General features: G+C 65.0%; 24 protein-coding genes. 17 read left to right on the forward strand and 7 right to left on the reverse strand.

From position 1 onward, the window contains the following. Positions 1-19: 19 nt before the first annotated feature. From IQ16_RS09930 to IQ16_RS09950, 5 genes are all read left to right on the forward strand, one after another. Positions 20-1,669 carry an ABC transporter ATP-binding protein gene (locus tag IQ16_RS09930; RefSeq protein ID WP_018647025.1) on the forward strand — a complete coding sequence of 550 codons (1,650 nt, stop codon included), beginning with the start codon at positions 20-22 and terminating at the stop codon, positions 1,667-1,669. A 295-nt stretch (positions 1,670-1,964) separates the two neighbouring features. Next, positions 1,965-3,470: a M81 family metallopeptidase gene (locus IQ16_RS09935; RefSeq protein ID WP_018647024.1), complete on the forward strand. Its 1,506-nt coding sequence runs from the start codon at positions 1,965-1,967 to the stop codon at positions 3,468-3,470. Between the two features lie 13 nt (positions 3,471-3,483). Beyond that, positions 3,484-4,647, forward strand: a complete 1,164-nt coding sequence (locus tag IQ16_RS09940) for a M20 aminoacylase family protein (protein WP_018647023.1) — start codon at positions 3,484-3,486, stop codon at positions 4,645-4,647. A gap of 2 nt (positions 4,648-4,649) precedes the next feature. Beyond that, positions 4,650-6,071, forward strand: coding sequence for an amidase (locus IQ16_RS09945; protein WP_018647022.1), 1,422 nt, complete (start codon positions 4,650-4,652; stop codon positions 6,069-6,071). A 158-nt stretch (positions 6,072-6,229) separates the two neighbouring features. Beyond that, entirely contained in the window at positions 6,230-7,120 is an 891-nt protein-coding gene (locus IQ16_RS09950; protein WP_018647021.1) for a crotonase/enoyl-CoA hydratase family protein, read from the forward strand. Positions 7,121-7,240: 120 nt separating this feature from the next. Here IQ16_RS09950 and IQ16_RS09955 read toward each other — a convergent pair whose 3' ends face one another. From IQ16_RS09955 to IQ16_RS09965, 3 genes are all read right to left on the reverse strand, one after another. Beyond that, positions 7,241-8,218, reverse strand: a complete 978-nt coding sequence (locus IQ16_RS09955) for an NADPH:quinone oxidoreductase family protein (RefSeq protein ID WP_018647020.1) — start codon at positions 8,216-8,218, stop codon at positions 7,241-7,243. Continuing rightward, a complete protein-coding gene (locus IQ16_RS09960) occupies positions 8,218-8,826 on the reverse strand; it encodes a 2-hydroxychromene-2-carboxylate isomerase (RefSeq protein WP_018647019.1) in 609 nt (202 codons plus the stop codon). Before IQ16_RS09960 ends, IQ16_RS09955 begins: the two co-directional genes overlap by 1 nt. A 138-nt stretch (positions 8,827-8,964) precedes the next feature. After that, on the reverse strand, positions 8,965-9,666 hold the full coding sequence (locus IQ16_RS09965; RefSeq protein WP_018647018.1) for a glutathione S-transferase N-terminal domain-containing protein: 702 nt from the start codon (positions 9,664-9,666) through the stop codon (positions 8,965-8,967). 144 nt (positions 9,667-9,810) lie between these two features. On the opposite strand from IQ16_RS09965, the gene IQ16_RS09970 reads away from it, so the two are divergent. The 5 genes from IQ16_RS09970 to IQ16_RS09990 all read left to right on the forward strand — a co-directional run bounded on the left by IQ16_RS09970 (position 9,811) and on the right by IQ16_RS09990 (position 12,187). Then, positions 9,811-10,833: a methionine synthase gene (locus IQ16_RS09970; protein WP_018647017.1), complete on the forward strand. Its 1,023-nt coding sequence runs from the start codon at positions 9,811-9,813 to the stop codon at positions 10,831-10,833. Beyond that, complete coding sequence (locus tag IQ16_RS09975; RefSeq protein WP_018647016.1) at positions 10,830-11,066, forward strand: hypothetical protein; 237 nt, start codon at positions 10,830-10,832, stop codon at positions 11,064-11,066. Before IQ16_RS09970 ends, IQ16_RS09975 begins: the two co-directional genes overlap by 4 nt. Positions 11,067-11,311: 245 nt before the next feature. Continuing rightward, entirely contained in the window at positions 11,312-11,527 is a 216-nt protein-coding gene (locus IQ16_RS09980; RefSeq protein ID WP_026312625.1) for a dodecin family protein, read from the forward strand. A gap of 111 nt (positions 11,528-11,638) precedes the next feature. Next, positions 11,639-11,818, forward strand: a complete 180-nt coding sequence (locus IQ16_RS09985) for a hypothetical protein (protein ID WP_018647014.1) — start codon at positions 11,639-11,641, stop codon at positions 11,816-11,818. Positions 11,819-11,857: 39 nt separating this feature from the next. Beyond that, positions 11,858-12,187 (forward strand): GcrA family cell cycle regulator, encoded by a 330-nt coding sequence (locus tag IQ16_RS09990; protein WP_018647013.1) that lies wholly within the window; start codon positions 11,858-11,860, stop codon positions 12,185-12,187. A gap of 184 nt (positions 12,188-12,371) precedes the next feature. On the opposite strand, the gene IQ16_RS09995 is transcribed toward IQ16_RS09990, so the two are convergent. The 3 genes from IQ16_RS09995 to IQ16_RS10005 all read right to left on the reverse strand — a co-directional run bounded on the left by IQ16_RS09995 (position 12,372) and on the right by IQ16_RS10005 (position 14,398). Beyond that, entirely contained in the window at positions 12,372-12,989 is a 618-nt protein-coding gene (locus tag IQ16_RS09995) for a hypothetical protein (RefSeq protein WP_018647012.1), read from the reverse strand. A 107-nt stretch (positions 12,990-13,096) separates the two neighbouring features. After that, positions 13,097-13,624, reverse strand: a complete 528-nt coding sequence (gene gpt, locus IQ16_RS10000; protein ID WP_018647011.1) for a xanthine phosphoribosyltransferase — start codon at positions 13,622-13,624, stop codon at positions 13,097-13,099. A gap of 36 nt (positions 13,625-13,660) precedes the next feature. Then, the gene (locus tag IQ16_RS10005; protein WP_018647010.1) at positions 13,661-14,398 is read right to left on the reverse strand and encodes a competence/damage-inducible protein A; all 738 of its coding nucleotides are present in this window, start codon (positions 14,396-14,398) and stop codon (positions 13,661-13,663) included. 221 nt (positions 14,399-14,619) lie between these two features. On the opposite strand from IQ16_RS10005, the gene IQ16_RS10010 reads away from it, so the two are divergent. The 7 genes from IQ16_RS10010 to IQ16_RS10040 all read left to right on the forward strand — a co-directional run bounded on the left by IQ16_RS10010 (position 14,620) and on the right by IQ16_RS10040 (position 21,403). Further along, entirely contained in the window at positions 14,620-16,038 is a 1,419-nt protein-coding gene (locus IQ16_RS10010; protein ID WP_018647009.1) for a circularly permuted type 2 ATP-grasp protein, read from the forward strand. Positions 16,039-16,043: 5 nt separating this feature from the next. Continuing rightward, complete coding sequence (locus IQ16_RS10015; RefSeq protein WP_018647008.1) at positions 16,044-16,988, forward strand: alpha-E domain-containing protein; 945 nt, start codon at positions 16,044-16,046, stop codon at positions 16,986-16,988. Positions 16,989-17,104: 116 nt separating this feature from the next. Beyond that, positions 17,105-17,953, forward strand: a complete 849-nt coding sequence (locus tag IQ16_RS10020; protein WP_018647007.1) for a transglutaminase family protein — start codon at positions 17,105-17,107, stop codon at positions 17,951-17,953. 160 nt (positions 17,954-18,113) lie between these two features. Further along, complete coding sequence (locus IQ16_RS10025; protein ID WP_244635612.1) at positions 18,114-19,253, forward strand: acyl-CoA dehydrogenase family protein; 1,140 nt, start codon at positions 18,114-18,116, stop codon at positions 19,251-19,253. A gap of 53 nt (positions 19,254-19,306) precedes the next feature. Beyond that, positions 19,307-19,714 carry a carboxymuconolactone decarboxylase family protein gene (locus tag IQ16_RS10030; protein ID WP_018647005.1) on the forward strand — a complete coding sequence of 136 codons (408 nt, stop codon included), beginning with the start codon at positions 19,307-19,309 and terminating at the stop codon, positions 19,712-19,714. Positions 19,715-19,859: 145 nt separating this feature from the next. Then, entirely contained in the window at positions 19,860-20,618 is a 759-nt protein-coding gene (locus tag IQ16_RS10035; RefSeq protein WP_018647004.1) for a proteasome-type protease, read from the forward strand. 26 nt (positions 20,619-20,644) lie between these two features. After that, positions 20,645-21,403, forward strand: a complete 759-nt coding sequence (locus IQ16_RS10040; RefSeq protein ID WP_018647003.1) for an SDR family oxidoreductase — start codon at positions 20,645-20,647, stop codon at positions 21,401-21,403. A gap of 153 nt (positions 21,404-21,556) precedes the next feature. On the opposite strand, the gene IQ16_RS10045 is transcribed toward IQ16_RS10040, so the two are convergent. Then, complete coding sequence (locus IQ16_RS10045) at positions 21,557-22,795, reverse strand: MFS transporter (RefSeq protein ID WP_035668571.1); 1,239 nt, start codon at positions 22,793-22,795, stop codon at positions 21,557-21,559. Positions 22,796-22,815: the final 20 nt, after the last annotated feature.

Below are 22,815 nucleotides of genomic sequence, written 5' to 3' on the forward strand. Positions count from 1 at the left end.
ATGACGACGGAGTGACCTGATGACCAACCCTGTTCTCGACATCAACAACCTCGTCGTCTCCGTCGGCAAGAAGCCGGGCGGTGCGAAGATCATCGACGGCATCTCGATCCAGGTGCGCGAGCGCGAGACGCTGTGCCTCGTCGGCGAAAGCGGCTCGGGCAAATCGGTGACCTCGCTCACCACGATGGGCCTGTTGCCGAAGGGCACGCTGGTGCCGACCTCCGGCAGCGTCAAGCTGGTCGGCGAGGAGCTGCTCACCGCCACCGACCGCCGCCTGCGCCAGCTCCGCGCGACGCAGATGGCGATGATCTTCCAGGAGCCGATGACCGCGCTCAATCCGGTGGTGCCGGTCGGCCGCCAGATCGACGAGGTGCTGCGCGCCCACACCAAGCTCGATGCGAGGGCGCGCAAGAAGCGCATCCTCGACATGATGGAGCAGGTCCGCCTGCCCCAGGTCGAGCGAATCTTCGCCTCCTACCCGCACCGCCTCTCCGGCGGCCAGCGCCAGCGCATCATGATCGCGATGGCGCTCGTGCTGGAGCCCAAGCTGCTGATCGCCGACGAGCCGACCACCGCGCTCGACGTCACCACGCAGAAGCAGATTTTGACCCTGATCCGCGACCTCCAGCGCGATCACGGCACCGCCGTGCTGTTCATCACCCACGACATGGGCGTGGTGGCCGAGATCGCCGATCGCGTCGCGGTGATGCGGCAGGGCCGTCTCGTCGAGACCGGTCCGCTCGAGACCGTGCTGCGCAATCCGACCATGGAGTATACCCGCAACCTGCTGGCCTCGGTGCCGAGCCTGGTGCCGCGGCCGCCGCGCGAGGAGAGCCGCGAGCCTGTCGTGCTCGAGGCCAACGACCTCAGCAAGGTCTACAAGGAGCGTGCGTTCTTCGGCAAAGGCCGCGAGGTCGTCGCCGCCGACAAGGTCACTCTGACGCTGCGCAAGGGCCGCACGCTCGGCATCGTCGGTGAGAGCGGCTCGGGCAAGTCCACTGTGGCGCGCTGCATCGTCCGCCTGATCGATCCGACCTCGGGCGGCGTGCGCCTGGCCGGCCGCGAGATCTCCGACATCTCGCGCCGCCTGCTGCAGCCGCACCGGCAGAAGATCCAGATCGTGTTCCAGGATCCCTACCGCTCGCTCAACCCGCGCGTGACCGTCGGCGAGAGCATCGCCGAAGGCCCGATCAATTACGGCACCTCGCATGCGGACGCGATGAAGCGCGCCCGCGAGCTGCTCGAGCTCGTCGGCCTGCCGGCCGACGCGGTGTCGCGCTATCCGCACCAGTTCTCCGGCGGCCAGCGCCAGCGTATCGCGATCGCCCGCGCCCTCGCGCTCGATCCGGACGTGCTGGTCGCGGACGAAGCCGTCTCCGCGCTCGACGTCTCGGTGCAGGCGCAGGTGCTGGAACTGCTCGACGAGATCCAGAAGCGGCTCGGCATCGCCATCCTGTTCATCACCCATGACCTGCGCGTCGCAGCGCAGATCTGCGACGAGGTCGTGGTGATGCAGCACGGCCGTGTCGTCGAACAGGGCCCCGCCGCCGAAGTGCTGACGCATCCGAAGGAGGCCTACACCAAGGCGCTGCTGGATGCGGCGCCGGGACGTGACTGGGACTTTGCGAACTTCCGGCCGGTGGCGGAGGGTGTGGGGGCGACGCTGTAGCTACGCTCTCGGTGTCGTCCCGGCGAACGCCGGGACCCATACCGCGTGATTTAACGATTGCGGATGGTGAAAGTACCGGACGAGTCTTCGCCAAACATCTCCCTGGGGGTATGGGTCCCGGCCTTCGCCGGGACGACACTGAATTTGTGGAAGCGCCTCCTCTCACAACACCCACCGCATCCGCAGCATTCCCAAAACGTCTTGACCCTATGCATGGCGCGATTGCTTCTCGCCTTGCTCTCCTCGCAAAGCCGGGGCTAACGTCGCGCACTCCTGATTGACCGGACTTGAATTGATGACACGTATCGCCGTCGGCGGCTTCCTGCACGAGACCAACACTTTCGCCCCGACCAAGGCGACGTTCGCGGATTTCCAGCATGGCGGCGGCTGGCCGGCGATGACTGAAGGTGCCGACGTCTTGAGGGTGATGCGGCGCATCAATGTCGGCCTTGCCGGTTTCGTCGACAGCGCCGAAGCGAACGGCTGGGAACTCATCCCGACCATTGCCTGCGGTGCGAGCCCGTCGGCGCATGTCACCAAGGATGCGTTCGAGCGCATCGTGAAGGTCATGGTCGACGGCATCAAAGCCGCGGGCCCGATCGACGCGGTCTATCTCGACCTGCACGGCGCGATGGTGACCGAGCATCTCGACGACGGCGAAGGCGAGATTTTGGCGCGTGTGCGGCGCGTCATCGGCAAGGATGTTCCGCTGGTCGCAAGCCTCGACCTGCACGCCAATGTCACGCCCGCAATGATGGATCATGCGGACGCGCTGATCGCCTATCGCACCTATCCGCATGTCGACATGGCCGACACCGGCCGCGCCTGTGCAAAGCATCTCGCGCTGCTGCTGAAGACGAAGCAGCGCTTTGCAAAGTCGTTCCGGCAATTGCCGTTCCTGATCGCGATCAGCTGGCAATGCACCAACGACTTCCCCACCAGGGGCATCTACGAAAAGCTCGCTGCGCTGGAGAGCGATGCGGTTCCGACACTGTCCTTCGCGCCCGGCTTCCCCGCCGCCGATTTTCGCGACTGCGGCCCGAGTGTGTTCGCCTATGGCAAGACGCAAGAAGACGCGGACCGGGCGACGGACGCGATCGTCAAGCTGATCGAAAGCCACGAGGACGATTTCGACGGCAAGATCTGGACACCCGACGACGGCGTGCGCCATGCGATGGAACTTTCGAAGGGCGCGAGCAAGCCGATCATCATCGCCGACACCCAGGACAATCCCGGCGCCGGCGGCGATTCCGACACCACGGGCATGCTGCGTGCGCTGGTGCGGAACAAGGCGAGTGCCGCGACCGGCGCCATCTACGATCCGGAATCGGCGAAGGCCGCGCACGCGGCCGGCGTCGGCGCCACCGTGACGCTGTCGCTCGGCGGCAAGTCAGGCATCCCCGGCGACGCGCCCTATACCGAGACCTTTGTCGTGGAAAAGCTCTCCGACGGCCGCTTCATCGCGCCCGGTCCCTATTACGGCGGCCGCGAGATGGAGATGGGTCCCTCCGCAGCCTTGCGCATCGGCGACGTCCGCGTCGTCGTCTCCTCGCACAAGGCGCAGCTCGCCGACCAGGCGATGTACCGCTATGTCGGCATCGAGCCGACGCAAGAGAAGATTCTGGTCAACAAGAGCTCGGTGCACTTCCGCGCCGATTTCGAGCCGATCGCGGAGAAGCTGATGATCTGCGCCGCGCCCGGCGCGATGCCGGCCGACACCGCGTCTCTCCCCTGGACGCGCCTGCGCCCGGGCATCCGCATCAAGCCGAACGGCCCCGCTTTCAAATCCCCTTCACGCTAACCGGACAGGACACATGCCCACCATCGACCGCATCGACGGCTATGCCGACGAACTCACCGCCATCAGGCGCGACCTCCACGCCCACCCCGAGATCGGCTTCGAGGAAGTACGCACCTCCGGCATCGTTGCCGACAAGCTGAAGAGCTGGGGCATCGAGGTGCATCGCGGCCTCGGCGGCACCGGCGTGATCGGCGTCATCAAGGGCAAGGGTTCGGGCGGCAAGCGCATTGGCCTCCGCGCCGACATGGACGCGCTGCCGATGGAAGAGAACACCAATCTGAAATGGAGCTCGAAGATCCCCGGCCGCTTCCACGGCTGCGGCCATGACGGCCACACCACGATGCTGCTCGGCACCGCGCGCTATCTCGCCGAGACCCGGAATTTCGACGGCACCGTGCATCTGATCTTCCAGCCGGCCGAGGAAGGCCTCGGCGGCGCCCGCGCCATGATCAAGGACGGGCTGTTCGAGAAGTTCCCCTGCGACGAGCTCTACGGCCTGCACAACGCGCCCGACCTCAACCATGGCGAGATCGCGATCCTGCCCGGCCCGGCGATGGCCAGCGCCGACTTCTTCGACCTTCGCATCACCGGCTACGGCGCGCATGGCGCGATGCCCGAACGCTCCAAGGACGCGGTGATCATCGCCACGACGCTGGCTCAGGCGATCCAGACCATCGTCAGCCGCAACGTCGAGCCGCTGCAGGCCGCCGTCATCTCGATCACCCAGATCCATGCGGGTTCCGCCTATAACGTCATCCCCGGCGAAGCGCATCTGTGCGGCACCATCCGTACGTTCTCGAATGAAGTCCGCGCCCTGATCGCCGAACGCATCCGCACGATCTGCGCCGGCATCGCGGCCGCCTATCAGTGCACGATCGAAGCCGACATCCGTGACACCTTCGGCGTGCTGGTCAACCAGGTCGAGCAGTCCAAGGTGGTCGAGGAGGTCGCGCGCACCATCGTCGATCCCGCCAACGTGATCACCCGCGCCCAGCCGAAGATGGGCAGCGAGGATTTCGCCGACATGCTGGAGACCATTCCCGGCGCCTATTTCTGGGTTGGTCATGACGGCTCGGTGCCGGTGCACAATCCCGGCTTCGTGCTCGACGACAAGATCCTCCCGATCGGTGCCAGCATGTTCGCCCGCATCATCGAAACGCGCATGCCGGCGGGCTAGCAATGCATAAGAAGAGCCCTCAGGAGACGGTCACCTCGCTGCACGATCTGTCCGCGGTCGATCTGATCGCGGGCTATCGCGCAAAACAGTTCTCGCCGAGCGAGGTGCTGGAGGACGTGCTCACGCATGTCGCTGCGTGGGAACCGCATCTGAAGGCGCTCTATGCGTTCGACCCTGACAGCGCGCGCGAGGCCGCAAAGGCCTCGACCGCGCGCTGGACCGGCGGCGAGCCGGCAGGTGCACTCGACGGCGTGCCTGTCACGGTGAAGGACAACATCGCGACCAGGGGGGTGCCGGTGCCGCTGGGCGCGGCCAGCGTCAAGCTGGTGCCGGCCGAGAAGGACGCCCCGCCAGCCGCGCGTCTGCGCGAGGCCGGCGCGATCATCTTCGCCAAGACCACGATGCCCGATTACGGCATGCTGTCCTCCGGGCTCTCCAGCTTCCATGCGCTCGCGCGCAATCCCTGGGACCTCAGCAAGAACCCCGGCGGCTCCAGCGCGGGCGCAGGCGCCGCTGCCGCGGCCGGCTATGGTCCCCTGCATCTCGGAACCGATATCGGCGGCTCGGTTCGGCTGCCCGCAGGCTGGTGCGGCCTCGTCGGCCTGAAGCCGAGCTTTGGCCGCGTGCCGATCGATCCCACCTATGTCGGCCGTGTCGCCGGTCCCATGACCCGCACCGTCGATGATTGCGCGCTGATGATGAGCGCGATTGCAAAACCCGACCGGCGCGACGGCATGAGCCTGCCCGCCGAGCCGCTCAACTGGAAGGGACTGGAGAAGTCCCCGCGCAAGCTGCGCATCGGGCTGATGCTCGATGCCGGCGTCGGCCTGCCGGCAGAAAGGCCGGTCCGTGACGTTGCCGTGAAGGCCGCAAAGGCGTTCGAATCCGCAGGTAGCGTCGTCACCGAAGTCGACGGCATTTTGACGCGCGAGATGCTCGACGGCCTCGACAATTTCTGGCGCGCGAGGATGTGGGACGATCTGTCGAAGCTGACGCCGGCTGAACAGGCAAAGGTGCTGCCCTACATCTTCAAGTGGGGCGAGTCCGGCGCGAAGCTCTCTGGTGTCGACGTCATCCGCGGCTTCAACCAGACCATGGCGATCCGCGCGGCGGCATCAAAGTTGTTCTGCGAGCTCGACTACGTGATCTCGCCGACCGCGTCGAACGTGAACTATCCGGCGGACTGGGCTTCACCCACCAATGATCCCATGAGGCCGTTCGAGCACATCTGCTATACCGTGCCGTGGAATATGTCGGAGAACCCTGCGGTCTCCCTCAACGGCGGTTTCGACGCCAACGGTTTTCCCATCGGCGTGCAGATCGTCGGCCGCCGCTTCGACGACATCGGCGTGCTCGGCATGGCCAAAGCGTTCGAGGGCCTGCGCGGCGCGCAGAAGCCCTGGCCGAAGCCGCCGGCAAAGTAGCTTGAATTCAAGTCATTCCGGGTTGCGCCCTCTTGGCGCAAGCCCGGAATCCATTCATCCGCACAAGTGGTGTGGACAAATGGATTCCGGGCTCGCGCTTCGCGCGCCCCGGAATGACGTGCTACAGAGAGAACAACAAATAACGGAAGGAAACCCCCATGGCGTATGAGACGATCAAGTACGAGGTAGCCGAGCAGATCCTCACCATCACGCTGAACCGGCCCGACAAGCTCAACGCCTTCAACGCGCAGATGCAAGGAGAGCTGATCGACGCGTTCGACGCCGCCGACAAGGACGACAATGTCCGCGCCATCATCGTCACCGGCGCCGGCCGCGGCTTTTGCGCCGGCGCGGATCTGTCGTCGGGCGCCGACACCTTCGATCGCGACGCGCGACGCGGACCCGTCAAGCGTTTTGCCGACGGCAAGGTCGACTACAGCGACCCGCAGGTGCGCGACGGCGGCGGCCAGGTGACCTTGCGCATCTTCAAGTGCCTCAAGCCCGTCATCGCCGCGGTGAACGGCCCCGCCGTCGGCATCGGCGTCACCATGCAGCTCGCGATGGACATCCGCATCGCCTCGGAGGCCGCGCGCTTCGGCTTCGTGTTCTCCCAGCGCGGCATCGTGCCCGAGGCCGCCTCGAGCTGGTTCCTGCCGCGCATCGTCGGCATCTCGCAGGCGCTGGAATGGTGCTATTCGGGTCGCGTCTTCCCGGCGCAGGAAGCGCTGGCGGGGCGTCTCGTCAGCAAGGTCGTGGCTCCCGACGATCTGCTCCCGACCGCCCGCGCCCTCGCCAAGGAGTTCGCCGCCAAGACCGCGCCGGTATCGGTTGCGCTGATCCGCCAGATGATGTGGCGCATGATGGGCGCCGATGATCCCATGGAAGCCCACAAGGTCGACAGCCGCGGCATCTACACCCGCGGCCGTTCGGAGGATGTGAAGGAAGGCGTGGTCTCGTTCCTGGAGAAGCGGCCGGCGCAGTTCAAGAACAAGGTGTCGAGCGATATGCCGGACTATTTCCCGTGGTGGACGGAGCGGGAGTATAAGTAAGGCTCTCGTAGGGTGGGCAAAGCGAAGCGTGCCCACCATTCTTGCTTTGCTTCCCGATGGATGGTGGGCACGGCGCAAGAGCGCCTTTGCCCACCCTACGGCACCGTCACTACAGCACCGTCACTCCATCACCAGCGCCACGCGCCCGATCGCCTTGCGGTCGATCAAGAGCCGCATCGCCTTCGCATAATCCTCCAGCGGCAGGCGGTGCGAGACGTTGGGGCGCAGCTTGCCCTCCTCCGCCCATTGCAAGAGCGCCTTCAGGCGGACCTCGCCGAGCGCGGGGTTCTTCCGTACCGCTTCGCCGGCGCGCACGCCGAGCACGCTGGCGCCCTTGATCAGCAAGAGATTGGTCTTGGCCGAGCCGATGCCGCCCGTAAAACCGATCACCAGCAGCCGCGCGCCCCAGGCGATGCAGCGCATCGAGTCTTCAAAGACCTGGCCACCGACGGGATCGAACACGACATCAGCGCCGCGACCATCGGTGATGCGCTTGACGGCGTCACGAAACGGCTCGCGGTCGTAGCGCACGAGATGATCGGCGCCGCGCGATTTCGCGATCGCGAGCTTTTCATCGCTGGAGGCGGTCGCGATCACGGTTGCACCCAGCATCTTGCCGATCTCGACGGCGGCAAGGCCGACACCCCCGCCGGCGCCGTGCACCAGCAGCACCTCACCCGGCTCGACCCGGCCGCGATCGATCAGCGCGTGATAGGCCGTGCCGTGGCCGGCGAGATAGGTCGCGGCCTCCGCGTAGTCGAACGTCGACGGCTTAGGGGTGAGCTGCGCCGGCGTCACGACGGCTTCGTCAGTAAAGGCGCCATGGCGCATCTTGACGATGACCTTGTCGCCGATTGCGACGCCCCTCGCCTCCGCGCCAACTTCGGCGACATCGCCGGCAGCCTCCATGCCCGGCGTGAACGGCAGCTCGGGCTTGAGCTGATATTCGCCGGCGGCCATCAGCACATCAGGAAAATTCAAGCCAGCGGCGCGGATCGCGACGCGCACCTCGCCGGGCCCCAGGGCGCGCGACGGAGACTGCTCCAGCCGCAGCGTTTCGGGCGCGCCGAGCGCGCGGCAGACGACAGCGCGCACCATCAGGCCGCGCTCGCCTTGCTGCGCTCAAGGGCCTCGCGGATCAGCGGCAGGCGGTCGTTGCCGAAATACATGTCGGTCTTGCCCACAAAGATCGTCGGCGAGCCGAAGCCGCCGCGCGCGACGACCTCTTCGGTGTTGGCCTTGAGCTGGTCCTTGATGCCCTGCTCGGAAATGCCGGCGAAGAATTTCTGCTCGTCGATGCCAACCTTTTTGCAGATCCCGGCGAGCACCGCGTCCTGCGAGATGTCCTTGTCCTCGCCCCAATAGGTCTCGAACAAGGCGGTCGCGAACGGCACCATGTCTTTGCCGAGCCAGATGCAGCCGCGCATGGCCTTGACGCTGTTCACCGGGAACACCGTCGGCGGCATCTTGATCGACAGGCCCGCCGAGCGCGCCCAATCGGCAAGATCCTTTTTCATGTAGCGCGCCTTCAGCGGCACCGGCTTCTCGCGCTGGGCGTAGACGCTGGGGTTGACGGTGTTGAAGATGCCGCCGACCAGGATCGGCCGCCAGACGATCTCGGCGCCAAGCTCTTTCGCCAGCGGCTGGATGTTGTGGAAGGCGAGATAGGTCCAGGGGCTGGAGCAGTCGAAGAAGAATTCGATCATGACGTTTCCTTGTGGCTTGTTTGTCTCGATCTCTCCCCGTCATTGCGAGGAGCGGAGCGACGAAGCAATCCAGACTCTTTCCGCGGAACCAGTCTGGATTGCTTCGCTTCGCTCGCAATGACGAGGAGGCAGCAGTGCCTACCTCTTTCCCAACACTTCCTTAGCCCTCTGGCCGAACATGATCTTGCGTGATTCCTCGTCGAACGGCTCTTTCACGAATTTTCCGATCGCAAGGCCCGCCTGCACCTGTGGCCGCGCCCGCACCTCGGCGTACCAGCGTTTGACGTTCGGATAGTCGTCGAGCGTGAAGCCCTGCGCCTTGTGGGTCATGGTCCAGGGAAAACAGGCGATGTCGGCGATGGAATAGTCGCCGGCGACATAGGCGCCGGTTTTGGCCAATTGCCGGTCGAGCACGCCATAGAGCCGCGCCGCCTCGTCGCGATAGCGCTCGATCGCATAAGGGATCTTCTCGGCCGCATAGAGCGCGAAATGGCCGTGCTGGCCGAGCATCGGCCCCAACCCCGCCATCTGCCACATCACCCATTGAATGGTGGTGGAGCGCCCGCGCAAATCAGCCGGCAGCAGGCGGCCGGTCTTCTCCGCGAGATAGATCAGGATCGCGCCGGTCTCGAACGCCGAGAACGGCGCGCCGCCGTCGGCGGGCTCATGATCGACGATCGCGGGAATGCGGTTGTTTGGACTGGTCGCCAGAAACTCAGGCGCGAACTGCTCGCCAGCGCGGATATTCACCGGGATCACCTTATAAGGGAGCCCGAGTTCCTCCAGCATGATCGAGATTTTCCAGCCGTTTGGCGTCGGCGCGTAATAGAGGTCGATCATGACCTTTCCATTGGCCTTTCCTCTGGCCCTTTCTTGGGCCTTCGCTGTCGCCGCCGCTGGAATAGAGAGCGACTTTCGTTGTTCTGTACCTCGACGTTAGGACATGGCAGGAAGGGGCGCAACTCAACCTGCCGGGAGGCCGCCATGCTGTTTCCAACCACGATCGCCGGCTCCCTGCCGAAGCCGGAATGGCTCGCCGAGCCCAACATGCTCTGGGCGCCCTGGAAGTCCGAAGGCGACGAACTTGCCCGCGCCAAGCGTGACGCGACGCTGATCTGGCTGAAGATCCAGGAGGACGCCGGCATCGATATCGTCACCGAAGGCGAGCAGTCCCGGCAGCATTTCGTGCACGGCTTCCTGGAGAAGATCGAGGGCATCGATTTCGCCCACAAGGTCGAGATGGGAATCCGCAAGGACCGCTACAAGGCAATGGTACCGCAAGTGGTCGCGCCGCTCCGGCTAAAGGACCGCGTCCATGCCTTCGAGGCGCGCGTCGCGCGCACGCACACGAAGAAGAAGCTGAAATTCACCCTGCCCGGCCCGATGACCATCATCGACACCATCGCCGACCGCTACTATGGCGACCGCGTCAAGATGGCCTTTGCCTTCGCCGAGCTCCTGAACGAGGAGGCCAAGGCGTTGCAGGCCGACGGCGTCGATCTCGTGCAGTTCGACGAGCCCGCCTTCAACGTCTACATGGACGAGGTCAACGACTGGGGCATCAAGGCGCTGGAACGCGCCGCGCAGGGCCTCAGCTGCACCACCGCCGTGCACATCTGCTACGGCTACGGCATCAAGGCCAATACGGACTGGAAGGAGACGCTTGGGAGCCAATGGCGGCAATATGAGCAGATCTTCCCCGCGATCGATGCCAGTCCGATCCAGCAGGTCGCGATCGAGTGTCGCAATTCCAAGGTGCCGCTCGACCTGCTCGCTCTGCTGAAGACCAAGATCGTGCAGGCCGGAGTGATCGACGTCGCCAGCGACACGGTCGAGACCGCCGAGGACGTCGTGAAGGTGATCGAGGCGGTGTCGAAATTCGTGCCCAAGAGCAACATCATCGCCACCACCAATTGCGGCATGGCGCCGATGCGGCGCGAGATCGCGGAAGCCAAGCTGATGGCGCTCGGCGCCGGCGCCGCGCTCGCGCGCGAGAAGCTGGGATGACGGGGGCGATCCGTCTGGTCCTCGTCGTCGCGGGGCTCGCAGCGGTCGCGCTGCCGGCGCACGCGGAGGATCGCTCGGTGCTGTTGAATTGCAAAGCCATGGTGGAGCGCGCGTCGAAGGATGCGAATGCCGCGAGCGAAGCCGAGCTGACCCGCTGCCGTCAGGTCATCCGCGAATGGGCGCTGCGCGACGCCCGGACGACAGTGGATGAACAGGGGCGGCCGCTGCGCTAGGGCGCGTACTCATAAACCCGAGGTGCGAGGTCCGCTCTGAGCCTGATAGCGGCGCATCAGCCGACCGCACCAGAGGTCTAGGTTGGGCCAAAAGCCGCCACCCCCACCAAATGCAATTTGTCCCTTATCGGCCCAGAGCGACGTCCGAGACCGTATCGCGTCGTATCAGCGCCGATATCCTGATGCTAGATTTCACAACAGCAGGGAGCACCTGCTTCCTGCTTCATACCGAACAGGAGGACGACATGCCTGATAGCGTCTACAAGGTCATTGAACTGGTCGGTACCAGCAACGACTCATGGGAGAAGGCGGCCGCGAATGCGGTCGAGCAAGCTGCAAAATCTCTACGAGATCTTCGCGTTGCAGAGGTCGTCAAACTCGATATGCAACTGGATGCCAAGGGAAAAGTAGAGGCCTATCGCGCCAAGCTCAACGTATCGTTCAAGTTCGACGGTTCCTGAGCCTCAGCATCTCGCCCCGCTTGCGGGGCGAGATTGGCTCACTGGAGAAAGGCGCGTCGCGCGGCCCGCCGACCAGCCGATCGCGCATGCTTTTCGAGGAGTAAAAACAACATGAAGCAACACGCCTACGAATCATTTTTCACCACAGCGACCGACTGGAGACCGCTCGTGCCCATGGGCGCCGTGATGCCGCCCCGAGATCCTGATGAAGACGAGGAGAACGAAGAGGACGACGAAGAGGAGGATGACGCCGACGAACCGGCAGTCGTACGCGAGCCGGACGAAGACTAGACTAGCCGGTGTCTGGCAGTCAGCGCTATAATATCTCCCATGGACTGGGGTGCGAAAGACATAGCACTGCTCAAAAGGCTCTGGACCGCAGGACAGAGCGCGGCACAGATTGCGCGCCGTCTCGGGTGTAGCCGTAACGCGGTCTGCGGCATGCTAACCCGTTTGAGCCTGAAGCGTGGCCACAAGCCGCCAACAGCAAGACCCAAGATAAGGCCGAACCCGAAGCCAAGGACGACGTCGTCGGCCGCCTCCACGCGTCCAGTGGCAAAGAAAGTGTCGCGGAGCACAGCAGAGAGGCAGCAGCCTAGGGAATTCAGCAAGCAGCAGCTTTACGCCATTCTGGCTGAGGCCGTCAGGAACACTGGCTAAGGGGTCACCACGAAGGCCGTTACGCTCCGCGTCCGTGCCTAGTTCAGCTCGAACGGGTTCGGCTGTCGTGAACATTCCCCAAGCCTTGATCCGCTTTAGGTCATTAGCGGTAATGCTCTGACTGATCGTAAGAACTCCGCTTGGCCGCCAGAAGCTGACATCGGTGCCCTTATGAGTACATGCCCTAGGGCAACGCGGTCGGATGCATGACCGGTCGATAACCCGCATGCAGCGTGCGGAGTGTCGATGGTGGCGTCAGCAGCGTTACTTCGCCAAGCTGACGCTCGACTGCGGTATAACCCGCCGGCGACCATAAGAGCACTCCGCCCTGCATCACCAGGAAGCTCTCCTCGCCCTGCTGCACCATCGCGCCGTCGGGAAGCTGGTCGAGCGGCACCAGCAACACGTGCAGCCGCTTCTTGCCGTGATCGAGCCGTTCGTGGTGCAGCACGGTATCGATGTCGTGCATGCGGACGTCATGCACGCGGTTGCCCTTCTCCCATGCGCCACGGAAGCGATTGGCATCGTCGCGGCGGCAGTAGAAGCACGGGCGATGGCCGGCGGCGAGCGCGGTGGCCTCGTCGAGGAAGAACAGCTCGGTCCAGCTCCGCTGCGCCATCACTTCGCGGCGACGGCCGCGGAATTCGCAAGTACAGGTGAGCCAGGCCGGCGACGACCAACGTTTTCTGAGCAGCGTCTTCGTCGCGGGATCGTGGATGATGCCGCGATTGCCGGTGAACATCCCGCGATGCGGCGTCGCGATGATCTCGCCGGTGGGTGTGACGCGGTTTTGCAGGGGCAAAGCTGCCTCCACCCGTCATTGCGAGCGCAGCGAAGCAATCCAGAAATGTATCCGCGGCAGCAGTCTGGATTGCTTCGTCGCTTCGCTCCTCGCAATGACGGCGGCGCTCACGCCGCCCCGTCGCGCAGCGGCGGCTGGAACGACAGCGCGGTGTCCCAGGGGAAGAAGATCCAGGTGTCCTGCGAAACCTCGGTGATGAAGGTGTCGACCAGCGGGCGACCCATCGGCTTGGCGTAGACGGTGGCGAAATGCGCGTCGGGCAGCATCTCGCGGACCAGCCTGCCGGTCTTGCCGGTGTCGACGAGGTCGTCGACGATCAGGAGGCCCTTGCCGGTACCGCCGCCGAGCTTCATCGCGGCTTCCGAGATGCCCTTGAGCACCTGAAGCTCACCCTGCTTGTTGTGGTCGTAGCTGGCAATGCAGACCGTATCGATGACGCGAACGCCGAGCTCGCGCGCGACGATCGCGGCCGGCACCAGGCCGCCGCGGGTGATCGCGATCACCGCGTGGAACGGGCCGACCTCGTTGAGGCGCCAGGTCAGCGCCCGGCAATCGCGGTGGAACTGGTCCCACGAAACCGGAAAGGCTTTGCCTGCCCGCTCCTGCGCGCTCAGTTCCGGTGCTTCACCAGCCATTGTCGTCTCCTGCTTCGTCTGCCGGCAAACTCTCTGCTAGCGAGTGATGTTCAATCCCGCGAGCATTTCCTTCACCGCCGCCATCGCGGCCGTCAGCTTCTCCGGATCGCGCGAGCGCACGACCAGATTGGTGTTTGGCTTCTGCTCTTCGTCCATGAAGGGATAGCTGCCGATGATGGTGTCGGGATGGGCGGCGGCAATGGCCCGCAGCGGGCTGCCGATGTCACCCTCCCGCGCATTGGCGCGGACCGATTCGGACAGCATGCGCACGCCCGATTTGAGCTTGGGCGAGACGATGTCCATCATCGCCTGCATGATCGAGGGCACGCCCGCCATCACGATGACATTGCCGATCTTGAAGCCCGGGGCGAGGATGGTGGCGCTCTGGATCAGTTCGGCGCCGTCGGGAATGCGGGCCATGCGCAGGCGGGCCTCGTTGAGATCCTGCTCGCTCCAGCGCTCGCGGAAGCGGGCGACCACCTCGGGATGATGGTCGATGCCGACGCCAAAGGCCTTGGCGACGCTGTCGGCGGTGATGTCGTCATGGGTCGGCCCGATGCCGCCGGTGGTGAAGACATAAGTGTAGCGATGCCGCAGTGCATCCAACGCGGCGATGATGTCAGGCTCGTCGTCCGAGACGACCCGGACTTCCTTGAGGTCAATGCCGATATTGGTCAGGTACTCGGCGATGAAGCCGATATTCTTGTCCTTGGTCCGGCCGGACAGGATTTCGTCCCCAATGACCAGAATGCCCGCCGTGACGATCTCGCTCATGCCTTAAGTCCCTCACCAATGCGCCGACTTTGCCGAGGTAACGCGTTGAAGTCACGCGGTTTTGCTGCCGAAATAAGCAGTCCTCAGCCATTTTTTCAGGCAAGCCCTCGGCCATCCCCGGTAAATCCTGCCAGTCCATGCTTATCGCGCTGGCCCGGCCCTTGCTACCACATGAAAGTCATGCACTGTTGACGCATGGCCACGGAGAACAGTCGGGATCTATGGCAGTCGCGTTTGATGAAATGAACATTCCCGGCGGGGACCTTCGCCCCGCCTATCAGGAGCTGGCACGCTGGCTCAAGGAGACGCCTCCCGAGGCGCTCGAATATCGCCGCCAGGAAGCCGAGCTCCTGTTTCGGCGGATCGGCATCACCTTTGCAGTCTATGGCGATTCCGAATCCACCGAGCGTCTGATCCCGTTCGACGTGATCCCCAGGATCATGTCCGGCAAGGAATGGGCACTGCTGGAGAAGGGTCTGAAGCAGCGCGTGCGCGCACTCAACCTGTTCCTGCGCGACATCTATCACGGCCGCGACATCCTCCGCGCCGAAATCGTGCCCGACGACCTGATCTTCCAGAACCCGGTCTTCCGCCCCGAGATGAACGGCCAGCAGGTGCCGCACGACGTCTACGTGCACATCGCCGGCATCGACATCGTCCGGGTCGATGCCGAGGACTTCATCGTGCTGGAGGACAATGCGCGCACGCCCTCGGGCGTGTCCTACATGCTGGAAAACCGCGAGATCATGATGCGGCTGTTTCCGGACCTGTTCGCCCGTCACCGGGTGGCACCGGTCGAGCGCTATCCGGACGAGCTGCTCGCGGCCTTGCGCTCGGTCGCGCCGCAAAGCGCCTCGGGCGAGCCGACGGTCGCCCTGCTCACGCCGGGCGTCTACAACTCCGCCTATTACGAGCACTCGTTCCTGGCCGACAAGCTCGGCATCGAGCTGGTCGAGGGCCGCGACCTCATCGTCAAGAACAACGAAGTGTTCATGCGGACGACCGAGGGCGTGAAGCGGGTCGACGTGATCTATCGCCGCGTCGACGACGACTTCCTCGATCCGCTCACCTTCCGACCCGATTCCGTGCTCGGCGTGCCCGGGCTGATGTCGGCCTATGCGGCCGGCAACATCACGCTCGCCAATGCCGTCGGCACCGGCATCGCCGATGACAAGGCGATCTACTCCTACATGCCTGACATCGTGAAATTCTATCTTGGCGAGGAGCCGATCCTGAAGAACGTGCCGACCTGGCGCTGCCGCGAGCCGAAGGACCTCGCCTATGTGCTGGATAACCTCGGCGAGCTCGTCGTCAAGGAAGTGCACGGCTCCGGCGGCTACGGCATGCTGATCGGCCCCGCCGCGACCAAGGCGACGATCGAGGCCTTCCGCGAGAAGCTGAAGCGCGAGCCGGAAGGTTTCATCGCCCAACCCACGCTGGCGCTGTCGACCTGCCCGACCTGCACGGCCTCCGGCCTTGCGCCGCGCCACGTCGACCTTCGCCCCTTCGTGCTCACCGGCAGCAAGAGCACGACGATCGTGCCGGGCGGGCTCACCCGCGTCGCACTGAAGGAAGGCTCCCTGGTGGTCAATTCGAGCCAGGGCGGCGGCACCAAAGACACCTGGATTTTGGACGAGTAGAGAGAATGCTGTCGCGTACCGCCGAAAACCTCTACTGGCTCGCCCGCTACGTCGAACGGGCCGAATATCTCGCACGCACCATCGATGCGACGCTGCGTGTCACCGCGCTTCCCGCCGCCTATATCGGCAAGACCAATGAATGGGACTCGGCGCTGCTGACCGCCGGCGTCGCCGCCAGCTTCTATCAGGCTTATGAGGAAGCCAACGAGCACAACGTCGTCGAGTACCTCTCGTTCTCGGCGAACAACCCCTCCTCGATCCGGAACTGCATCGAGGCGGCGCGGCTGAACTCGCGCTCGGTGCGCACCGCGCTGACCAGCGAGATGTGGGACACCATCAACTCGGCCTGGATCGAGCTTCAGGCGGTCTGGAGCAAGGGCACCTCGACGCGCGAGGACCTCGCCAAATTCCTGCGCTTCGTGCAGGAGACCTCGCTGCGCTTCGACGGCTCGGCCTACCGGACCATGCTGCGCAACGACGCCTACTGGTTCTCGCGCATGGGCGTGCACCTCGAGCGCGCCGACAACACCGCGCGCATCCTCGACGTGAAGTACCATGTGCTGTTGCCCGAGGAAGAGCATGTCGGCGGCCCGCTCGACTTCTATCAATGGAGCTCGATCCTGCGCTCGGTCTCGGCGCTGACGGCCTATCACTGGGTCTATCGCGAGACGCTGAAGCCGTGGCTGATCGCGGATCTCCTGATCCTCAACGACACGCTGCCGCGCTCGCTGGCGAGCTGCTACGGCAACCTCGTGCGCAACCTCGACCAGATCGGCGTCGCCTATGGCCGCCAGGGCCCGGCCCAGCGCCACGCCCGCGGCATCCGCAACCGGCTGGAACACAGCAATATGAACGACATTTTCCAGCATGGCGTGCATGAATTCATTCAGGAATTCATCGCGGACAATTCCAGGCTGGGCGAAATCATCACGAAGCAGTATTTGATCTAGTCGAACAGGGACCTACCTCAGCCTTCGTCATTCCGGGGCGCGCAGCGCGAACCCGGAATCTCGAGATTCCGGGTTCGGTCCTGCGGACCGCCCCGGAATGACGGAATCAAAACACCATGCGCCTGCGAATCCAGCACACCACGACCTATCGCTACGAGCCGGCGGCCACCAGCGTGATCCAGATCCTGCGCATGACGCCGTGCAGCCATGACGGACAATATGTGGCGGAGTGGCAGATCGATGTTTCCACGGACACCAAGCTCGACATGCATGAGGACGCCTTCGGCAATGTCACCCATGTGCTGTCCTGCGGCCCCGTCGGCGACATCAGGATCTCCGCCGAGGGGCTGATCGAGACCCACGACACCGGCGGCGTGTTGCGTGGCGCCGACGAGCGCTTTCCGGCCGGCATGTTCTTGCGTCCTACCGATCTCACCACGGTCAATCCGGCAATGGCCGCGGTCGCAAGGCAGCTGCGCAGCGAGTCCGAGAGCGACACGCTCGGCTTCCTGCACACGCTGATGAGCGAGATCAGCGACCACATGACCTTCGACGAGGACCCGACCAACAGCGGCACCTCGGCGGCCGAGGCGTTCACGCTCAAGCGCGGCGTCTGCCAGGACTACGCACACATCTTCATCGCCTGCGCCCGCACCGGCGGCGTGCCGGCGCGCTTCGTCTCCGGCCACTTTTTGCGCTCCGACGGCACGGTGCACCAGGATGCCGGGCATGCCTGGGCGGAGGCGTATGTCCCCGATCTCGGCTGGGTCGGCTTCGATCCCGCCAACTGCATCTGCACCACCGATGCCCATGTCCGCGTCGCGATCGGCCTCGACTATCTCGGCGCCGCCCCCGTGCGCGGCACCCGCTATGGCGGCGGCGCGGAGACGCTGACGGTCGCGGTCAAGGTCGAGCAAGCCGGCCGCGGCGGGCAATCGCAGTCGCAGTCCCAGCGGCAGAGCTAGCAGCGTTACAGCCGTAACCGAGGACTGCCGCGCTGAAACCGCGCCGTAGCGCGGTCCGTCCAATTCTTGTTGCGATCCGTTCCCGCAACAGAGGTTGAGACAGATGCGGCTTCAAGAAAGACTCAGCGATCATTTCGCACTGCGCGATCCCCACAAAGCCATGCTTGTGGGCATTCGGGAATTGGCACCCGAGATCATGGCACGCGCCGCCGAGATCGAAGCTGCGCGCCGCATCCCGCCCGACTTGGTGGAGCGGCTGAGGTCGATCGGAGTCTTCCGGATGTTCGTTCCGCGGAGCCATGGCGGGCTGGAGCTCGATTTTCCCGATGGCCTCGAGGTCATCAAGGCACTGACCCGTCTCGACGGCTCGGTCGGCTGGGTCTCGATTGTCGGCGCAGTCGGCAGCCTGTTCGCCGCCGCGTCTCATCCCGACCTGTATCAGCGAATCTATCAGGACGGACCGGACGTGGCGATCTGCGGCTCATCCCAACCGGGCGGAACGGCAGAGCGTGTGGCGGACGGCTACCGCGTCAAGGGCCGCTGGCCGTTCGCCAGCTCTTGCACGCATGCCCAATGGATCGGCGGGTTCTGCATCGTCACCGAGAATGGCAAACCGGTCCCCGGGCCGCAGGGCAAGCCGCAGATTCGCGTCGTTGTGCTGCCGGCGCACGACTGGGAGATCGAGGACACCTGGTACGCGGCGGGGCTCGAGGGCACCGGCAGCCATCACATCGTGCTGCGGGAGAGGCTGGTTCCGGACGTGCATCTCTTCGACCTCGAAGCTCCGCCTCGCATGGCGGGTCCGCTCTATCAGGCGCTCCGGCAATGGCTGCCATTGTTTCACGGCGCATTCTCGGTCGGCCTCGCCGAGGGCGCGGTCGATGACCTGCTCGCGCTGGCCCATACCGGGCGGCAGCAATTGTATGCGGCCGTGCCGATGCGGGAGTCCGAGACCTTCCAGTTCTGCCTCGGCCGGATTTGCGCCGACCTCAGGGCTGCGCAGGCGTTTCACGAGGTCCAGGTTGCCAGCCACTGGCGCCGCGCGCAGGCCGGCACGTTGAACGACGAAGACCTCATGATCGAGGGGGCCCGATCCGCGGTCTGGCTCGCGACGACCTGCGTCGGCATCGCGGATGCCTCCTTCGCGCTGGCCGGAAGCAGCGCGGTCTACGACAGCTCGCCGCTGCAGCGGCGCCTGCGCGACCTTCACGTCGGCGCGCAGCACGCTCACGCGCAGCAGAGGCAATATGTCGACGTCGGCAAGCTAGCCTTGCGCCGTTCGGCCGAGCCTGCCGCCTGACCGCATGAGCCGTGCTACACTCGCGGGATCAGACCTGATCCCGCGAGGCCCTCATGGCGACTGTAAAACTGCTTTCGGACGATGAACTCTCCACCGAGGCGCGCGCCGTTTTCGACGACATCCGCAAGGTGCGGCAGTCGGATTTCGTCAACAATTTCTGGCGCGCGCTGGCGCATGATCCGAAGACGCTGCGGCGGACCTGGGAGAGCATCAAGGAGGTGATGGCTCCGGGCGCGCTCGATCCCAAGGTCAAGGAAATGCTCTATGTCGCGGTCTCGATCGCGCATGGCTGTAGCTATTGCATCCACTCCCACACCGCTGCCGCCCGGGCCAAGGGCATGACCGCCGCCGAATATGGCGAGCTTCTCGCCATCGTCGGCATGGCGGCGGAAACGAACCGGCTGGTCACGGGCCTCGGCGTCCCCGTCGATGAGGCATTTTTGGTCGATAGCGCGGATTGAGGTCGGCGCGGAGAGCCAAGCCGTTTCCTCCCGTCATTCCGGGGCGCGCGCCCGGGAATGACAGCCTCCCCCCGCGGGAATCGGGGGTTGGAGCGGCCGGCGAAATTCGCTAGTAATTCCGCGCAAACGCGTTCGGGGACTGGAAATGACCTATTGTTGCGGAATCCTGGTTCGGGACGGTCTGGTGATGATCGCCGATACCCGCACCAATGCCGGCCTCGACAACGTTTCGACCTTCCGCAAGCTGCATATCTTCTCCAAGCCCGGCGACCGCATCATGGCGATCGCCAGCGCCGGCAACCTCGCCATCAGCCAGTCGGTGCTCTCGACCCTGACCGAAGGCCTGGAGGACCCGAACACGGGCGAGGTCGAGACGCTGATGAACGCGCCGACCATGTTCCAGGCCGCCCAGCGCATCGGCCGGGCGATCCGGGCGGTGCATGCGACCGAGGGCCCGGCGCTGAAGTCCGAGGACGTCTCCTTCGACGTCTCCTTCCTGTTCGGCGGCCAGATCAAGGGCGCGCGCATGCGCCTGTTCATGGTCTACACCGCCGGCAATTTCATCGAGTGCACCACCGACACGCCCTACCTTCAGATCGGCGAGCACAAATACGGCAAGCCGGTGCTCGACCGCGCCATGCATTACGACGTCGAGCTCTACGAGGCGCTGAAGACCGGCCTGATCTCGATGGACTCGACCATGCGGTCCAATCTCGGCGTCGGCCTGCCGATCGACGTGCTGGTGGTGCGCACGGACGCCTGCGAGGCCGATCTCAACCACCGCATCGAGGCGGGCGAGCCCTATTTCCACGATCTGCGCTCGCGCTGGTCGGCGGCATTACGCGCCGCGCACCAGAACATCCCGCGCCCGCCCTACAAGAACGAAAAAGAACCCAAAACCTGACAGCTTAAGAGAAAAGGCAGGAAACGATGAGTGAAGCGAAAAAGATCGCAGTGGTGACGGGCGCCGGCACCGGTGTCGGGCGCGCGGCGTCGCTGGCGCTGATGAACGCCGGCTTCACCGTGGTGCTCGCAGGCCGCCGGCTCGACATGCTCGAGGAGACCGCAAAGCTCGGTCCCGCGGGCAAGAGCCTGTGCGTCACCGCCGACATGACCAAGCCGGACTCGATCGCCGCGCTGTTCGACAAGGTGAAGGCGACCTATGGCCGCCTCGACGTGCTGTTCAACAATGCCGGCATGGGCGCGCCCGCCGTGAACTTCGAGGACCTCAGCCTCGAGCAGTGGCAGGCAGTGGTGAACACCAACCTGACGGGTCCGTTCCTGTGCACCCAGCACGCCTTCCGCATCATGAAGGACCAGACCCCGCGCGGCGGCCGCATCATCAACAACGGCTCGATCTCGGCGCATGCGCCGCGGCCGTTCTCGGCGGCCTACACCTCGACCAAGCACGCCATCACCGGCCTCACCAAGGCCAGCAACCTCGATGGCCGCATGTATGACATCGCGGTCGGCCAGGTCGACATCGGCAACGCCGCGACCCCGATGACCGACCGCATGGTCAACGGCCCCGGCGTGCTGCAGCCCGACGGCACCACCAAGCACGAGCCGCGCATGGACGCCAAGGCGGTCGGCGATGCCGTCGCCTACATGGCCGACCTGCCGCTCGATGCCAACGTGCTGACCATGACGGTGATGGCCACGAAGATGCCGTTCGTCGGGCGGGGCTAGCCGATCGTGTGCCCCGGACGCTGCGCGGCATGAAATGACGCGCTGCAGAGCCGGGGCCCAATCTCTCGCCGACATCACTCGCGGCAACATGGGTCCCGGCTCAGCGGCGCACCGCTTGTGCGCTGCGCCGCGTCCGGGACACCAGACCTTCCCCTATTCCAGGCTCTCCACCTTCCGCAGGCTCGGGAACAGCTTCATCCAGAGCAGCGCCACTGCGACCGTGCAGACGCCGCCGAGCACGGCGGCGGGCATGGTGCCGAACAGGGCGGCCGTGAGGCCGCTCTCGAACTGGCCGAGCTGGTTCGAGGCGTTGATGAAGAGGAAATTGACCGCGCCGACCCGGCCGCGCATCTCGTCGGGCGTCGACAGCTGCACCAGCGAGAAGCGGATCACGACGCTGATCGTGTCGGCTGCGCCGAGGATCGCGAGCGACAGCACCGACAGCCACATCCAGGGGGACAGTGCGAACACGATCGTGGCGATGCCGAACACGATCACGGCCTGGAACATGCGCAGGCCCACATGCTTGGAGATGGCGTGGCGCGCCAGCACCATGGTCATCAGCAGCGCGCCGACCGCAGGCGCCGCGCGAAGCACGCCGAGGCCCACCGGGCCGGTCTGAAGGATGTCGCGGGCATAGATCGGCAGCAGCGCTGTGACGCCGCCGAACAGCACGGCGAACAGGTCGAGCGAGATGGTGCCGAGAATCGCGGGATTGCTGCGGATGAAACGGACCCCGGCAAAGATGTTGTCCGCCTCGTCCATGTCCTTGGCGACGGCCTGCGGCCGCGGCCGGATGAAGCCGGTCAGGATCATCCCAAGAATCCAGAACAGCAGCATCACGGCGTAGGCGAGATGCGGCGCGATCGCGTAGGCGAAACCGCCGAGCGCGGGACCGGTGATGGTCGCGACCTGGCCCGCACCGCTCGCGACCGCGGTGGCGCGCTGCAGCGATCCCTGCGGCGCGATCAGCGGCAGCAGCGCCGCGGTCGTCGGGCTCTCGAAGGCGCCGGCAATGCCGAGCACGAAAGTCGCGATGAAGATCTGCACCTCGCTGACCGCGCCGAGATAGGTGATGGTCGCGAGATAGAGCGCGGTCGCGGCTTCCACGAGCTGGCAGAGCTGGACCACGCGCTTGCGCTCGAAACGGTCGGCGGCGTGGCCGGCGACGAACACCAGGAGCGCGGTGGGCAGGAACTGCACGAGCCCGACCATGCCGAGGTCGAAGGCCGAGCCGGTGAGATCGTAGATCTGCCAGCCGATCGCGACCGCCGCGATCTGGCTCGAAAAGCGCGACAGGCTGCGCGAGAGCAGGAAGTACAGGAAGGCGCGGTGAGCGAGGAGCGCGCCGGCGCTGACCGGCGGATTACGGGATATTGGCTGCTCTGGCATCGCCGCTTCGGTCACCTCGG

It is taken from the genome of Bradyrhizobium huanghuaihaiense (assembly GCF_007830635.1).
GTDB lineage: Bacteria > Pseudomonadota > Alphaproteobacteria > Rhizobiales > Xanthobacteraceae > Bradyrhizobium > Bradyrhizobium huanghuaihaiense.

Excerpts from the sequence above, each read along its gene's own strand:
- IQ16_RS09930 (WP_018647025.1), top strand. The coding sequence starts at position 20 with ATGACCAACCCTGTTCTCGACATCAACAACCTCGTCGTCTCCGTCGGC.
- IQ16_RS09945 (WP_018647022.1), top strand. The coding sequence starts at position 4,650 with ATGCATAAGAAGAGCCCTCAGGAGACGGTCACCTCGCTGCACGATCTG.
- IQ16_RS10020 (WP_018647007.1), top strand. The coding sequence starts at position 17,105 with ATGCGCCTGCGAATCCAGCACACCACGACCTATCGCTACGAGCCGGCG.
- IQ16_RS10015 (WP_018647008.1), top strand. The coding sequence starts at position 16,044 with ATGCTGTCGCGTACCGCCGAAAACCTCTACTGGCTCGCCCGCTACGTC.
- IQ16_RS09935 (WP_018647024.1), top strand. The coding sequence starts at position 1,965 with ATGACACGTATCGCCGTCGGCGGCTTCCTGCACGAGACCAACACTTTC.
- IQ16_RS10005 (WP_018647010.1), bottom strand. The coding sequence starts at position 14,398 with ATGAGCGAGATCGTCACGGCGGGCATTCTGGTCATTGGGGACGAAATC.
- IQ16_RS09985 (WP_018647014.1), top strand. The coding sequence starts at position 11,639 with ATGAAGCAACACGCCTACGAATCATTTTTCACCACAGCGACCGACTGG.
- IQ16_RS09940 (WP_018647023.1), top strand. The coding sequence starts at position 3,484 with ATGCCCACCATCGACCGCATCGACGGCTATGCCGACGAACTCACCGCC.
- IQ16_RS09970 (WP_018647017.1), top strand. The coding sequence starts at position 9,811 with ATGCTGTTTCCAACCACGATCGCCGGCTCCCTGCCGAAGCCGGAATGG.
- IQ16_RS09980 (WP_026312625.1), top strand. The coding sequence starts at position 11,312 with ATGCCTGATAGCGTCTACAAGGTCATTGAACTGGTCGGTACCAGCAAC.
- IQ16_RS09955 (WP_018647020.1), bottom strand. The coding sequence starts at position 8,218 with ATGGTGCGCGCTGTCGTCTGCCGCGCGCTCGGCGCGCCCGAAACGCTG.
- IQ16_RS10025 (WP_244635612.1), top strand. The coding sequence starts at position 18,114 with ATGCTTGTGGGCATTCGGGAATTGGCACCCGAGATCATGGCACGCGCC.
- IQ16_RS10040 (WP_018647003.1), top strand. The coding sequence starts at position 20,645 with ATGAGTGAAGCGAAAAAGATCGCAGTGGTGACGGGCGCCGGCACCGGT.
- IQ16_RS10045 (WP_035668571.1), bottom strand. The coding sequence starts at position 22,795 with ATGCCAGAGCAGCCAATATCCCGTAATCCGCCGGTCAGCGCCGGCGCG.
- gpt (WP_018647011.1), bottom strand. The coding sequence starts at position 13,624 with ATGGCTGGTGAAGCACCGGAACTGAGCGCGCAGGAGCGGGCAGGCAAA.
- IQ16_RS10035 (WP_018647004.1), top strand. The coding sequence starts at position 19,860 with ATGACCTATTGTTGCGGAATCCTGGTTCGGGACGGTCTGGTGATGATC.
- IQ16_RS09950 (WP_018647021.1), top strand. The coding sequence starts at position 6,230 with ATGGCGTATGAGACGATCAAGTACGAGGTAGCCGAGCAGATCCTCACC.
- IQ16_RS09990 (WP_018647013.1), top strand. The coding sequence starts at position 11,858 with ATGGACTGGGGTGCGAAAGACATAGCACTGCTCAAAAGGCTCTGGACC.
- IQ16_RS09965 (WP_018647018.1), bottom strand. The coding sequence starts at position 9,666 with ATGATCGACCTCTATTACGCGCCGACGCCAAACGGCTGGAAAATCTCG.
- IQ16_RS10030 (WP_018647005.1), top strand. The coding sequence starts at position 19,307 with ATGGCGACTGTAAAACTGCTTTCGGACGATGAACTCTCCACCGAGGCG.
- IQ16_RS10010 (WP_018647009.1), top strand. The coding sequence starts at position 14,620 with ATGGCAGTCGCGTTTGATGAAATGAACATTCCCGGCGGGGACCTTCGC.
- IQ16_RS09975 (WP_018647016.1), top strand. The coding sequence starts at position 10,830 with ATGACGGGGGCGATCCGTCTGGTCCTCGTCGTCGCGGGGCTCGCAGCG.
- IQ16_RS09960 (WP_018647019.1), bottom strand. The coding sequence starts at position 8,826 with ATGATCGAATTCTTCTTCGACTGCTCCAGCCCCTGGACCTATCTCGCC.